The organism is Streptomyces sp. NPDC058198 (assembly GCF_042882605.1).
GTDB lineage: Bacteria > Actinomycetota > Actinomycetes > Streptomycetales > Streptomycetaceae > Streptomyces.
This window is the reverse complement of record NZ_JBHVVP010000003.1, coordinates 619636-632293: the sequence shown is the minus strand read 5'-3', so window position 1 is coordinate 632293 and position 12658 is coordinate 619636. Positions and strand designations below refer to the sequence as shown.

General features: G+C 70.4%; 12 protein-coding genes, 2 pseudogenes and 1 riboswitch. Of the genes and pseudogenes, 6 read left to right on the top strand and 8 right to left on the bottom strand.

Translation table 11 applies throughout. The features are described 5' to 3' along the window. Nucleotides 1-22: 22 nt before the first annotated feature. From ACFVWW_RS15165 to ACFVWW_RS15155, 3 genes and pseudogenes are all read left to right on the top strand, one after another. Nucleotides 23-1405, top strand: coding sequence for an L-serine ammonia-lyase (locus ACFVWW_RS15165; protein WP_384334465.1), 1383 nt, complete (start codon nucleotides 23-25; stop codon nucleotides 1403-1405). Between the two features lie 46 nt (nucleotides 1406-1451). Beyond that, nucleotides 1452-1676 (top strand): hypothetical protein, encoded by a 225-nt coding sequence (locus ACFVWW_RS15160; RefSeq protein ID WP_384334467.1) that lies wholly within the window; start codon nucleotides 1452-1454, stop codon nucleotides 1674-1676. A gap of 37 nt (nucleotides 1677-1713) precedes the next feature. Further along, a pseudogene (locus ACFVWW_RS15155) lies at nucleotides 1714-2377 on the top strand (M24 family metallopeptidase). Between the two features lie 13 nt (nucleotides 2378-2390). Here the strand turns inward: ACFVWW_RS15155 and ACFVWW_RS15150 are convergent. The 5 genes and pseudogenes from ACFVWW_RS15150 to ACFVWW_RS15130 form a co-directional block, all read right to left on the bottom strand. Next, nucleotides 2391-3152 carry a metallophosphoesterase family protein gene (locus ACFVWW_RS15150; protein WP_386878243.1) on the bottom strand — a complete coding sequence of 254 codons (762 nt, stop codon included), beginning with the start codon at nucleotides 3150-3152 and terminating at the stop codon, nucleotides 2391-2393. Between the two features lie 94 nt (nucleotides 3153-3246). Then, nucleotides 3247-3417 carry a hydrophobic protein gene (locus tag ACFVWW_RS15145; protein WP_386878242.1) on the bottom strand — a complete coding sequence of 57 codons (171 nt, stop codon included), beginning with the start codon at nucleotides 3415-3417 and terminating at the stop codon, nucleotides 3247-3249. 93 nt (nucleotides 3418-3510) lie between these two features. Then, nucleotides 3511-3615 (bottom strand): annotated as a pseudogene (locus ACFVWW_RS15140) (DUF2267 domain-containing protein); the annotation flags it as partial. Nucleotides 3616-3749: 134 nt separating this feature from the next. Beyond that, the gene (locus ACFVWW_RS15135) at nucleotides 3750-4139 is read right to left on the bottom strand and encodes a DUF2267 domain-containing protein (RefSeq protein WP_386878241.1); all 390 of its coding nucleotides are present in this window, start codon (nucleotides 4137-4139) and stop codon (nucleotides 3750-3752) included. A gap of 132 nt (nucleotides 4140-4271) precedes the next feature. Beyond that, complete coding sequence (locus ACFVWW_RS15130; protein WP_384189401.1) at nucleotides 4272-4706, bottom strand: Hsp20/alpha crystallin family protein; 435 nt, start codon at nucleotides 4704-4706, stop codon at nucleotides 4272-4274. A 127-nt stretch (nucleotides 4707-4833) separates the two neighbouring features. Between ACFVWW_RS15130 and ACFVWW_RS15125 the strand changes: the two genes are divergently transcribed. Continuing rightward, entirely contained in the window at nucleotides 4834-5529 is a 696-nt protein-coding gene (locus tag ACFVWW_RS15125) for a type III effector protein (protein ID WP_386878240.1), read from the top strand. Between the two features lie 34 nt (nucleotides 5530-5563). On the opposite strand, the gene ACFVWW_RS15120 is transcribed toward ACFVWW_RS15125, so the two are convergent. From ACFVWW_RS15120 to ACFVWW_RS15110, 3 genes are all read right to left on the bottom strand, one after another. Continuing rightward, nucleotides 5564-6205, bottom strand: a complete 642-nt coding sequence (locus tag ACFVWW_RS15120; RefSeq protein ID WP_386878239.1) for an Lrp/AsnC family transcriptional regulator — start codon at nucleotides 6203-6205, stop codon at nucleotides 5564-5566. A gap of 89 nt (nucleotides 6206-6294) precedes the next feature. Next, nucleotides 6295-7719 (bottom strand): NAD(P)/FAD-dependent oxidoreductase, encoded by a 1425-nt coding sequence (locus tag ACFVWW_RS15115; RefSeq protein ID WP_386878238.1) that lies wholly within the window; start codon nucleotides 7717-7719, stop codon nucleotides 6295-6297. A 197-nt stretch (nucleotides 7720-7916) separates the two neighbouring features. Further along, nucleotides 7917-9365: an aldehyde dehydrogenase family protein gene (locus ACFVWW_RS15110; RefSeq protein ID WP_386878237.1), complete on the bottom strand. Its 1449-nt coding sequence runs from the start codon at nucleotides 9363-9365 to the stop codon at nucleotides 7917-7919. A gap of 311 nt (nucleotides 9366-9676) precedes the next feature. Between ACFVWW_RS15110 and ACFVWW_RS15105 the strand changes: the two genes are divergently transcribed. Next, complete coding sequence (locus ACFVWW_RS15105) at nucleotides 9677-11119, top strand: APC family permease (RefSeq protein ID WP_386878236.1); 1443 nt, start codon at nucleotides 9677-9679, stop codon at nucleotides 11117-11119. Nucleotides 11120-11230: 111 nt separating this feature from the next. Then, nucleotides 11231-12568, top strand: coding sequence for an MFS transporter (locus ACFVWW_RS15100; RefSeq protein ID WP_384189411.1), 1338 nt, complete (start codon nucleotides 11231-11233; stop codon nucleotides 12566-12568). Beyond that, a riboswitch (Fluoride riboswitch) is annotated at nucleotides 12552-12616 on the top strand. Its footprint overlaps the gene before it by 17 nt. Nucleotides 12617-12658: the final 42 nt, after the last annotated feature.

The window sequence follows — 12658 nt, the reverse complement described above, 5'->3', positions numbered from 1 at the left end:
CAACCCAGCAAGGAGTACCACCGTGGCCATCTCGGTCTTCGACCTGTTCTCGATCGGTATCGGCCCGTCCAGCTCGCACACGGTCGGCCCGATGCGCGCGGCCCGTATGTTCGCCCGCCGCCTCAAGAACGAGGGCATGCTCGCGCACACCGCCTCCGTACGGGCCGAGCTGTACGGCTCGCTCGGCGCGACCGGCCACGGCCACGGCACCCCGAAGGCCGTCCTCCTCGGCCTGGAGGGCAACTCCCCGCGCACCGTCGACGTGGAGAACGCCGACGCCCAGGCGGAACGTATCCGCGCCGGCGGCCGGCTGAATCTGCTGGGGATGCACGAGATCGCCTTCGACGCCGACACGGACCTGGTGCTGCACCGCCGCAAGACCCTGCCGTACCACGCCAACGGCATGACGGTCTTCGCGTACGACGCCGACGGCGGCCCGCTCCTGGAGAAGACGTACTACTCGGTGGGCGGCGGCTTCGTCGTGGACGAGGACGCGGTCGGCGAGGACCGGATCAAGCTCGACGACACGGTGCTGACGTACCCCTTCCGCACCGGCGACGAACTGCTCCGGCTGTCGGCGGAGACGGGCCTGTCGATCTCCGCGCTGATGCTGGAGAACGAGAAGGCCTGGCGCACCGAGGACGAGATCCGGGCCGGGCTGCTGGAGATCTGGCGGGTTATGCAGGCGTGTGTCTCGCGCGGGATGGGCCGCGAGGGCATCCTGCCCGGCGGCCTCAAGGTCCGCCGCCGCGCCGCCCACTCGGCACGCCAACTGCGTGCCGAGGGCGATCCGCAGGCCCACGCCATGGAGTGGATCACGCTCTACGCGATGGCCGTGAACGAGGAGAACGCCGCGGGCGGCCGCGTCGTCACCGCCCCCACCAACGGCGCGGCGGGCATCATCCCGGCCGTGCTGCACTACTACATGAACTTCGCGGCCGGCGGCGCCACCGAGCAGGAGAAGGACGAGAGCGTGGTCCGCTTCCTGCTCTCCGCCGGCGCCATCGGCATGCTCTTCAAGGAGAACGCCTCCATCTCCGGCGCCGAGGTCGGCTGCCAGGGCGAGGTCGGCTCGGCCTGCTCGATGGCCGCGGGCGCCCTCGCCGAGGTCCTGGGCGGCAGCACGGAACAGGTCGAGAACGCCGCCGAGATCGGCATGGAACACAACCTCGGCCTCACCTGCGACCCGGTCGGCGGCCTGGTGCAGATCCCGTGCATCGAGCGGAACGGCATGGCGGCGGTCAAGGCCGTCACGGCGGCGAAGATGGCCCTGCGCGGCGACGGCACCCACAAGGTCTCCCTCGACAAGGTCATCAAGACCATGAAGGAGACGGGCGCGGACATGTCCGTCAAATACAAGGAGACGGCACGCGGCGGCCTCGCGGTGAACATCATCGAGTGCTGAGATCTCCAGCAAACCGTCGTCGGCGGCGTTCGCCCAAGCCGAGTCGGTGCCGTACCCCCTTCTGTCGGACACCCACCTGCGCCTTGCCGCCGCCCTGCGCCTGCCCACCTTCCACGGGGCCGGCCAGGTGCGGCTCAAGCGCAGCGTCCTGGTCCTCGACCGGCAGCGGACCGTACGGCACGTGCTCTTCCCCGTCGGTGACATCCCGCACGCGGTACAGGAGGCGCGGCGGCTCGCGAGGACGCTCGCCGCCGGGCATGTCCGCCCGTGATCAGTACGGTTGCCGAGACGAAGCCGGTACTCCTACGGTGAGCGATGTGACGGACGAATCCACACGCGCGGCACGGCTCCTGGACGCCCAGGCCAAAGCGGCGTCGCTGTTCGCCGAGATCGAGACGCGGCACCTGGTCGCAGCGGGCCAGGGCGAACGCGCGGTCAGTGACCGGATCCGTGACCTGGCACAAGCGGATCGTGCGGTCCGGGCCGAACACCCTCCTGCCGTACCGTGAGAACCCACCGAACCGGGTCATCGGTGCGGACGACATCGTCTTCGCCGACTTCGGGCCGATCTTCGAGGAGTTCGAGGCCGACTTCGGGCGGACCTTCGTGCTCGGCGACGACCCCGTCAAGCACCGCCTGCGCGACGACCTGTCAACCGTCTTCGCAGCGGGCCGCCGAGCCTTCGAAGCAGACTCGGACATCACCGGCAAGCAGCTCTACGCCGAGGTCGAGCGGCTGGCGGCCGAAGCGGGCTGGCAGCTCGGCGGCTGGCACGGCGGCCACCTGGTGGGCGAGTTCCCGCCCGAGTACAACAACTGGGAGGACGTCGACTCCCACATCGTGCCCGCCAACGACAGGCCGCTGCGGCGCACGGACGAGGCGGGGCAGCTCCTTCACTGGATCCTGGAGATCCATCTCATCGACCGTGAGCGGGGCTTCGGGGGCTTCTACGAGGAACTGCTCGACCTCTGAAAGGGAATGGGCGTCACGGTGTGGGGTCGCGTCCGTCCCGTGGGCCGAAGGCTTCGAGAGCGTCTTCGTCGGTGGCGCGAGCGTGCAGGAAGTAGTCGGCCCACTCGGTAATGTCGGGGTAGGCGGAGTCCTGGCTGACCTGGATGGCAGCGGCCTCAATGTCGAAGTTCGTGGTTCGCAGGTCGACGCCCGGGCCCAGGACGGCCCAATGGGCACCGCTTCTTCCGTAGGGCATGCCGACGCTGCCGGGGTTGATGACGAGACGGCCGTGAGCGAGGCGGACGAACGGCATGTGGGTGTGGCCGCAGACCACGGTGCTGATGTCGGTATCGAGTCCGCCGAAGACTTCTTTCCACCGGTCGAGGCGAGAGTCGACCAGGACGACCTCTTCATCATTACGGGGCGTGGCATGGCAGAACAGCACCTTCCCCAGGCCGCGCACGGACAGGGAGAGTGATCGTGGCAATGAGCCGAGCAGGTCGAGGTGGTCCTCGCGGAGCTGTTCGGCGGCCCAGGGTGCGATCGGATCGGGGATCGAGTCGAGTTGCCCCCGGCGGTATTCAAGGAGTTCGCGGTCGGCGTTGCCGCTGATCCAGGCGACGCGGTCGCCGAGACCGGTCAGCAGGTCGAGAACCTGGGTCGGTTGCGGGCCGGCGGTGATGTCGCCGGTGAGCACGATGCGATCGGCGGCGCGCACCTCTGGTTCGGCGAGCACAGCCTCCAGGGCCGGCAGGACTCCGTGAATGTCGGACAGGACAGCTACTCGGTTCAGCATGGTCACCACTGTGGGGCGAAGAGGGCGGCCCCGGCAGTTTCTGTCGGGGCCGCCCTCGGCGTGTAGTGGGGTGCTGTAAATACGGGGTGCCGCTTTACCAGCGATACCAGCGGCCACGCTTTCCGCCGTGTGCGGCGGGACGGATGACGAAGCCGAGTACCCAGACGAGGAGCACGATGACGGCGATCCACCACAGGGCCTTGAGTGCGAAGCCCGCACCAAAAAGGATCAGGGCGAGCAGCAGAACGAGAAGAATAGGAACCATTGTTATCAACCTCCAGGCCAGCGAATGCCCCCGGTTCCACCCCCCACACCTGTTGATTCAGCTGCGTGGCGAAGCGTTTACGAGGTGCGGTCGTCAGGCGGCCCGGATGAGTTCGGCGCGACCGAACAGGAGCGCGTAGCCGGACGGGAGTTGGGCGAGGATACGGTCGAGGAGGCCGGGGCCGGCGAGGTGGGCGACGGTGGGGTAGGCGCCTTCGTACCGGATTCTTTCCAGCATCTGGCCGAACGTCATACCCGGCATCGTGGAGGCCTGTTCAGTCAGGGAAAACATCGGTGGAGTGGTTGCCTTTCTCGGGCGAGGGCGTCCAGGAGTCAGGTGTGCTCGGGGCGGCCGAAGAGGAGGTCGTAACCCGGAGGGAGCTGGAGCAGGACGCGGCGGGTGAGTTCCTCTCCCGCCGCGTCGGCGGTCACGCTCAGCACCGCACTGACGTCCCAGGTCGCGGTCTGTTCGGTGGCTCCCTCGATCCAGGCCGCGACGGCCCGCACGAACCGGTCCGCGGAGAGCGGTTCGGCGGCTTGAAGCGGATTAAGCAGGATCAGGGCGAAGGTCTCCGGGAGGCGGGCGGCCAGCTCGGCCCGGACCTCACCCACCAGATGCGCGCCCAGCAGGGCCAGAACGGTACGTGCTGCCCGTTCGGCTTCCTGGGACGTGCCGTACTCGCCGCGTTCCTGAACCTCTTCGAGGAACGCTTCCCATCGCATGACCACGGCTGCCCCCTTCGTCTCGGTACTGGTCGTCTCGGTACGAGTACGAGTACGAAGGCGGAGGACGGACTGGAGGGGGAGATCGCGTTCCGTCCTCCGCCGGTGGCACGAGCGAGTCGCGAAGGTGACTCAGCCGCTGATCTGCCGGCGCGCGGGCTCGCCGCCGATGACGATCTTGCGGGGCTTGGCACGCTCGGCGATCGGGATCCGCAGAGTCAGGACCCCGGCCTCGTAGTCGGCACTGATGCGCTCGGTGTCCAGGGTGTCGGCCAGCACCAGCTGGCGGGAGAAGACACCCAGGGGACGCTCGGAGAGCTCCATCTGCACGTCATCGGCCTTCGCGGCAGGCCGTCGCTCCGCCTTGACCGTCAGCATGTTGCGCTCGACGTCGATGTCGATCGCGTCCTTCGCGACACCGGGCAGGTCGAGGGCGATCACGTACTCCTCGCCTTCACGGTAGGCGTCCATCGGCATTGCCGAGGGCCTGGACCAGGTCCCGGTCGTGCCCGTCAGCTGCTGGGCGAGCCGGTCGAGTTCGCGGAACGGGTCGGTGCGCATCAACATCGCGAAACACCTCCAAAGGTTCAGGCAGGAACTGCCAATGCGCTTCTTCTGACACCGTTCTAACATGTCATCCAATCGATGACAAGTACGATGTCGTCAGACGGGTGACAGCCAGGAAAGGGACTCCATGACCACAGCCGACCAGCCCGGCGATCCCGCGTTCATCGTCGCCGCCGCAGCGGCGCTGAGCGCGATCAACGACGCCGTACGCACCGCGCAGACCCCCCAGACCCCGCAGGCTCCCCGGACCGGACAGCACCACGAGGCCGGACAGGCCCGTTCCGGGGAGGCCAGTTCCGGGGAGGCCCTGGCCGCCCTGCTTCTGCTGCGCGAGTTGCGCGAGCAGCTCGCCGGATGGGAACCAGGACTGATCGAAGCGGCCCGTACCGCGGGCGCCAGCTGGGCCGAGCTCGCCCATCCCCTCGGCGTCGCCAGCCGGCAGGCCGCCGAACGCCGCTACCTGCGCGTACGCCCCGGAACCCCCGGCACCACCGGCGAACAGCGCGTGCAGGCCACCCGCAGCCACCGCGCCGCCGACCGCACCGTCACCGCCTGGGCCCGCGGCAACGCCGCCGACCTGCGCCGGCTCGCCGGTCAGATCAGCTCCCTCACCGACCTCCCCGCAGCGTCCGGCGCGCCCCTCGCCAGACTCGCCGACGCCCTCGCCGACAACGACGCCGCCCACCTCATCGGCGCGCTCGCCGACACCCAGCCGCACCTGCGGGCACAGCACCCTGAGCTCGCGGCCCGTGTCGACACCGTCACCCGCCATACCGAAGGACTCCGCCAGAACAGCGGTGACCACCGCCGGACAGCCACCTGACACCGCGTGCGGCGCGGCGGGGGTGGTCGCGGGGTCAGCGGGTGGGGCGTTGGTCGATGCCGCTCGGGGGGCCGGTGGACGGCGTCGGGGAGGATTCCACGGCTCCCACGCCCCAGCCGTACGCCAGTTTGTGGACCTCGAGGACGAAGAAGGAGTCGGTGGACACGACGCCGTCGATCAGGTGCAGCCGGCGGTTCATCAGATCGGTGAAGTGGTCCGTGTCGCGGCAGATCACCTCGGCCATCACGTCGTACTGACCGGCCGTCATGATCACGTACGAGGTCTCGGGGAGGTCGCGCAGGCTGCGGCACACCTCCTGGGCGGTGCCCGGCCTGACCCGCATGCCGATCATCGCGAGCCGGTCGAAGCCGATCGTCAGCGGGTTGGCGATGCCGACGATCTGGAGGACTCCGGTCTCCTCAAGACGCTGCACCCGGTAGCGCACCGAGGAGGCCGGGATGCCCAGGTCGTCCGCGATCTGGCTGTAGGGACGGCGCCCGTCGGCCTGGAGGATGGCGATGATCCGCCGGTCCGTGGCATCGAGTGGGCCGGTGGGCGTACGGCTGGCCCGGTGGTCTCGCGGCGACGGGCCCGCCACCGCTCCGGGAGCCACGTCCTTGCCGTGGTCCCGGCTGTGGTCCCGGCTGTGGTCCTGGGTGTGGTCCTGGCCACCCATGCGCGTGTGTCCTCTCCGCGTGCGAAGCGTCGTGCGTCGTGCCTAGTGCGCCGTGCGTCGTGCTCGTGCGTCGTGCTGACGGCGTGTGGTCAGGAGTCGAAACCGAGCCCCAGCCGGTCCAGCGTACGGAGCCACAGGTTGCGGCGTCCGTGCAGGTCCTCGCGGGCCATCGACCACCGGGTGGCCTGGATGCCGAGATAACGCACCGGTTCGGGGGGAAACGGCAGCGGTCTGCGGCGGATCATGCGGAGCGAGGTACGTTCGGTGGCGCGGCCCTCCAGCAGGTCGAGCATCACCTCGGCGCCGAACCGGGTCGCGCCGACGCCGAGCCCGGTGAAGCCGAGCGCGTAGCCGACCCGGCCGCCGGAGGCCGTGCCCGCGAACATGCAGAAGCTCGTGGTGGAGTCGATGACACCGCCCCACGCGTGCGAGAAGGGCACATCGGCCAGGGCGGGAAACGTCTCGGCGAACTGCGCGGCGAGGGTGTCGAAGGTGGCCGGACGCTGGGTCAGTGCCTCGTCGACGCGCCCGCCGAACGGATAGACCGCGTCATAGCCGCCCCACAGGATCCGCCGGTCGGCGGTCTTGCGCAGATAGTGGAACTGGTTGCCCGCGTCGGTGATCCCGTGGTCCCCGGCCCAGCCGACCGCGGCGAGCTGTTCACCCGTCAGGGGGACGGTGGTCAGGGCGTAGTCGTACACCGGGACCACGCTCGCACCGAGCCGCCTCAGCAGCGGCGGGAAGACATTGGTGGCCAGCGCGATCTGTCCGGCGGCCACTTCGGCGTACGGGGTGGTGAGCCGGACCCGGCCGGTGCGCCGGGCGTCGAGGCCGGTGACCTCGGTGCGCTCGGCGATCCGTACGCCCCGTTCGAGGCAGGCGGTACGCAGGCCCCACACCAGCCGCGCCGGGTCGAGCAGCGCGTAGTCCGGCTGCCAGAGCCCCGCGGTCCAGACCGGCGAGTCGATCAGGTCGCGCAGTGCGTCGCGCGGCAGGAACCGGGACCGCTCACCGTGCCGTGCACCGAGCGCCGCCGCCTCGCGCAGCGCCTCGGCCTGCCAGGGCGTGGCGGCGACGGAGACCTTGCCGGTACGGGCGAACCCGCAGTCGACGCCCTGGGTGTCCAGGTCGCGTTCGAACGCGTCGAGGTTGGCGCTGCCGAGCCGCTGGAGCGTGTCGATCTCGTCGGGCCAGCGTGTCGCGCCGTTGGCGAGGCCATGGGTCAGACTCGGCGAGCAGAAGCCGCCGTTGCGTCCGCTCGCGGCGTGGCCGCAGGTGCCGGCCTCGATGACCAGGACGTCGCGGCCCGGGTCGCGGCGCTTGGCCAGCAGCGCGGTCCACAGTCCGGTGTAGCCGCCGCCGACGACGGCCAGGCCGGCCGTGGTGTCGGCGGTGAGGCGTGGCAGCGCGGCGGGCCGTTCGGGCCGGTCGAGCCAGTACGGCTCGGTGGCGGTACGGCTCAGGGTGGCGCGGTGGGTGCCATGGCCGGACCCGGCGCTCGTGCTGACGCTCATCGACGGTCCTCGCTGCGTGCTGGTGCGTAGCCGCCGTCGTCGCGGGACGGCGAGGGTGAACGGGTGGGAAGCGGGGCGAGCGCTCCAAAGGGCGTGCCGTGGGCGGGAGCGGGGAGACCCCCGCCCACGACGGGCCGCGGACGTGCGGAACGTGCGGGCGTGCGGAACGTACGGACGTACCGTCAGCCCCGCCCGCCTCAGAGCGTGATGACGCCGGTACGCAGATCGGACATGTCGAGCAGGGTGTGCTTGCCGCCGATCCTGCCCCACCCGGTGCCACGGTTGCCCGCGCCGCCGAACGGCATGTTGATGTCCCAGAAGCAGGTGCTGTCGTTGACGACGACCTGGCCGACCGCCATCTCCTCGATGAAGCGGAAGGCGGCGGAGATGTTCTGGGTGAACACCGCGCCCTGGAGGCCGAGCTTGTCGTCGTTGGCGATGCGCAGCAGCTCGTCGTCGCTGCCCCCGGTGATGACCGGCAGGACCGGGCCGAACGACTCCTCGCGGGACAGCAGGCTCTCGACGGGGACATCGTCGACCACGGTGAACTCGTAGTAGAGGTCGGTCGGTTGACCGGCGCGGCGCTGCCCGCCGGTCAGGATCCGGGCGCCGCGGTCGCGGGCGTCGGCCATATGCCGGTCCATCTTGGCGGCGACGGCCTCGTTGTTGAGCGGCCCGAGGTTGACGGCGGGGTCGAACGGGTCGCCGAGGACCACGTCCGCCGCCGCGCGCAGGGCCGCCTCGACGAAGCCGTCGTGGACGTCGCGGTGCACGATCACGCGCTCGGTCGCGCAGCAGACCTGGCCCGAGCACAGATACGCGCCGTACACCGCGGCCTTGGCGGCGGCGTCGAGATCGGCGTCGGCGAGGACGACGAGCGGGCCGTTGCCCGAGCACTCCATGATCGAACGCTTGAGGCCGGCCGCGGCCTGGATCTTCGCGCCGGTGGCCGAGGAGCCGATGAAGCCGATCGCGTCGATGCCCGCGTGGCGGACCAGCGCGTCGCCGGTGGCGCCCTCACCCGGGACGATGTTGACCAGACCCGCCGGCAGCCCGGCGGCGGCGAATGCCTCCATCGCCCTCAGGACGGTCAGCGGGGTGTTGGCCGGCGGCTTGACCACATGCGCGTTGCCGGTGGCCAGGCCCGGGGCGACGAATTCGGCGAGCATGAGCAGCGGGAAATTCCAGGGCGTGATGATGCCCCAGGTGCCGACCGCCCGGTAGAAGGTGAACATCCGCTTGTCGCCGACGGTGGACGGCATGGTCTCGCCGTGCAGCCGTACCGCGTCCTCGGCGTGCAGATGGAACAGCTGCGCGGCCTCCTCGATGTCGGCGACCGACTCCGCGAGCGGCTTGCCCTGCTCCAGGGTCTGGAGCCGCGCCAGCTCGTCCACACGCTTGGTGAGCTCGTCGCCGATGCGGTGGCACACCTTGGCTCGCTCCCACACGTTGACCTTCGCCCACAGCGCCTGCGCGTCGTTGGCGGCCTTGACCGCCGCGTCGAGGTCGGCGGCGGAGGGCGCCGGGAGCGTGCCGATGTGCTCGCCGGTCGCCGGGCTGTGGACCTCGTACGCGTCGGGGCCCGTGCCGTCCACGTAGGCGCCGTTGACGAACAACTGGTAGCGGGCGGGACTCGTGGTGCTCATGGGTTCCTCTCCAACAGGTCGGAGCCGCGGCGGGCGGCCCCAAAGTCAGCTACGGAGACAGCTACGGAGACAGCCAAAGAGTTCATCCAACAAGATGCGCGTGTCAATACTCAGAAATCAGCAATACCTGTCGCTCGACCTTGCTTGATCGACAGAGATGACCCGTTGACAGTGCTGACTTGACACATCTATAACAAGACCCCACAAGGACCCCACCCCGGATTCCCGGACCTGGTGCCCCCGCAGCACGGTCATCCCGCTCCCCTGCCTGCGATCTCGATCCCTCCCCTCTCCCGCTGAAGGGCACGCCCATGTCCGAGCAGGTCTCCCCGTCCACGCCCAGACCCCCGTCCCCGCCCTCCTCCCCCGCGCCGGAGCGGCCGGCGCTGGCCAAGAAGATGCGCTGGTACGACGGTTTCGCGCTGTCGCTGGCCATGCCCGCGGCTCTGATCGCCTCGCTCGGCGCCTCCATCGGCAGCCTCGGCGCCTGGGGAGCCATCGCCCTGTGGACGATCTCCATGGTCCTGGCCACCGGCTGCAACTGGATCTACTCCGAGATGGCCACGATGTTCCCGGACGCCTCCGGCGGCATCGCGCACTACGCCACCGAGGGGTGGAAGAAGCGCGCCCCGTTCGTCGGCCCGCTCGCCAGCATCGGCTACTGGTTCGCCTGGACCACCGCGCTGTCGGTGTACGCCGGCATCATCGGCTCTCTCGTCCAGGCCCAGTGGTTCCCTGGTCAGGACTGGAGCTGGTCCCTGGGGCCCGCGAACATCACCTTCCCCATCACGGTCGGCATCGGCATCGTCGTCCTGCTGTTCGCCGCGGCGATGTTCGGGCTGCATGTCGCGATGTGGGTGGTGTACGTGACCGGCGCCATGCTGCTCATACCGCTCGCGGTCTTCCTCGTCCTTCCCTTCCTCAGCGGCGACTGGAGCGCCGGCGGACTGCACTGGAACCTGCACGGCATATCCGGCGTACGCGAAGCGCTCGTCTGGCTCTACGTCATGGCCTGGACCTCCTTCGGCGTCGAGGTCTGCGCGACCTTCGCCCCCGAATACAAGGACACCGTCCGTGACACCTCCCGCGCGCTGCGCGCGGGCGTGCTCTTCTCGCTGGGCGTGTTCATCCTGCTGCCGCTCGCCCTCGCGGGATACCTCGGCGAGACGCGGATCGGCGAGGACCCGACCACCTTCTACGTAGGCGCCTTCGCGGACCTCGTCGGCGGCGCCGCGGACCTGATGGTCGTCTTCCTCATCGCATCACTGCTGCTCATCATGATCACCGGTCTGGCCGACGGCTCCCGGGTGCTCTACAACATGGGCAAGGAGGGCACCACCATCCGCCAGGTCGGCGTGCTCAACCGCCGCGGTGTCCCGGCCCGCGCGCTGAGCGTGGCCCTGGTCATCAATGTGCTCGCGCTCGTCTTCCTGGAGTCCCCGCTCGCGATCATCGTCACCGGGAACCTCGGATACATCCTGACCCACATCCTGGCGATCTCCGGCTTCGCGATGCTCCGCAGGGACCGTCCCGACCTGGCCAGGCCGATCCGGGTGCCCGGCTTCTTCGTCCCCCTCGCCTGGGTCCTGACCGTCCTGCTGGTGATCGTCCTGGTCGTCGGCGCCACCGGCTTCTCCACCACCGGGTACGGCGGCTACAAGGAACTGGGCATCGCCCTCGCCGTCCTCGCCTGCGCGGTCGGCCTGTGGCTGTACCGGACCAGGGTGCAGGACCGCGCAGGACCGGACATCTGACCCGGAGACCCGCCGCGGTGCTGTCCGCCGGGCAATCGCCGTAGGGGCTGGCATCATCGGTGACCGCCAGGCCCGACCGGGCCCGCTTCCCGACGGCGAAGGCCCGGACCCGTGCCCGACGACCCCGCACCCCCGCCCGGTACGCCGGACCCCGGTACGCCGCCCCGCGCGGACGAGGACGGCAGGTGGCTGACCACCGGGGTCGGCAGCGTCTCCGTGACCAGTTTCCTCTCCGACTCCGGCCATGAGATCGCCACCGCGGTCCTCCCCAGCTTCACGACCGGCGTCCTGCACGGCTCCGCGGCCTCGCTCGGCCTCATCGAAGGCTTCAGCGACGCGCTCACCGGCGTCGCCAAGCTCGTCGGCGGCCCGCTCGCCAACGACCCGCGCCGGCGGGGCCGTATGGCCGGCGGCGGTTACCTGGGTACGGCCCTGGCGACCGGGGCCATCGGCTTCGCCACGGCGGTGTGGCAGGTGGGTGTCCTGCGGGCCGTCGCCTGGTCGTCCCGGGGTCTGCGTTCGCCGGCCAAGGACACGCTGCTCGCGTCCCTGGTGCCGCCCCGCGCCTACGGCCGGGCGTACGGTCTGGAGCGCGCCGGGGACAACCTCGGAGCCGTGGCGGGCCCGCTGGCCGCCGCCGGTCTGGTGGCCTGGATCGGCATCCGGCCCGCGCTCTGGTTCGCCTTCCTGCCCGGGATCCTCGCGGCGCTCGCCATCACCGTCGCGGCCCGCGAGGCCCGCCGCCTGCACGCCGGCACCGGCCGGGAACCGATCCGGCTGCGCTTCGCCGGGCTGCGGGGCGCGGGGCTGCTCCGGCCCATGCTGCCGATCCTGCTCTTCGAGTTCGGCAATCTCGCGGTCACCCTGCTGATCCTGCGGGCCACGCAGCTCTTGCGGACGGACGGCCGCTCGGCCGCCGCGGCGGCGTCCCTGGCGATCCTGATCTACGCGGCGCACAACGCCGTCGGCGCGGTCGTCGCCTACGCCGGAGGCCACTGGATCGACCGGGCGGGCCCGCGCATGGTGTTCGCCGCCGGCTCGGCCCTCTATGTACTGGCCTACGCCGGGTTCGCGACGGGCTCGCATTCCTGGTGGGTGCTGCTGATCTTCTTCAGCCTCGCCGGGGCCGGCATCGGATGCGCGGAGACCGCGGAATCGGCGCTCGTCGCCCAGCTGCTGCCCGACCGGCTGCGCGGCAGCGGATTCGGCATCCTCGGCGCCGTACAGGCCGTGGGCGACGTCGTGGCCACCGTCGTCGTCGGCATCCTCTACACCGCGGTCTCCCCGACCGCCGGGTTCCTCTACGCCGCCGGATGGATGCTGCTCTCCGTCCTCAGCGCCGGTGCGTTCGTGCCCGGCCGCCGGACGGGAGAACTTCGGGACGGTCCCAAGGACGCTCCGCGTTGCCGGGGCCGGGGGCGCGCGCGAGGATGGAGGAACAGGCGATGAGGCTCGCCGCGAACCGCGCACACCGCCGCTGATGGCCTCTGGAAGAGACGCGTGCCTTCCCGGGTACGCCCGGCCGGAGAGGTGACCCGT

Bases quoted from the DNA above. Each gene is read 5' to 3' on its own strand.
- ACFVWW_RS15150 (WP_386878243.1), bottom strand. From the start codon at position 3,152: ATGCTGAACCGAGTAGCTGTCCTGTCCGACATTCACGGAGTCCTGCCG.
- ACFVWW_RS15145 (WP_386878242.1), bottom strand. From the start codon at position 3,417: ATGGTTCCTATTCTTCTCGTTCTGCTGCTCGCCCTGATCCTTTTTGGT.
- ACFVWW_RS15135 (WP_386878241.1), bottom strand. From the start codon at position 4,139: ATGCGATGGGAAGCGTTCCTCGAAGAGGTTCAGGAACGCGGCGAGTAC.
- ACFVWW_RS15130 (WP_384189401.1), bottom strand. From the start codon at position 4,706: ATGTTGATGCGCACCGACCCGTTCCGCGAACTCGACCGGCTCGCCCAG.
- ACFVWW_RS15125 (WP_386878240.1), top strand. From the start codon at position 4,834: ATGACCACAGCCGACCAGCCCGGCGATCCCGCGTTCATCGTCGCCGCC.
- ACFVWW_RS15120 (WP_386878239.1), bottom strand. From the start codon at position 6,205: ATGGGTGGCCAGGACCACACCCAGGACCACAGCCGGGACCACAGCCGG.
- ACFVWW_RS15115 (WP_386878238.1), bottom strand. From the start codon at position 7,719: ATGAGCGTCAGCACGAGCGCCGGGTCCGGCCATGGCACCCACCGCGCC.
- ACFVWW_RS15110 (WP_386878237.1), bottom strand. From the start codon at position 9,365: ATGAGCACCACGAGTCCCGCCCGCTACCAGTTGTTCGTCAACGGCGCC.
- ACFVWW_RS15105 (WP_386878236.1), top strand. From the start codon at position 9,677: ATGTCCGAGCAGGTCTCCCCGTCCACGCCCAGACCCCCGTCCCCGCCC.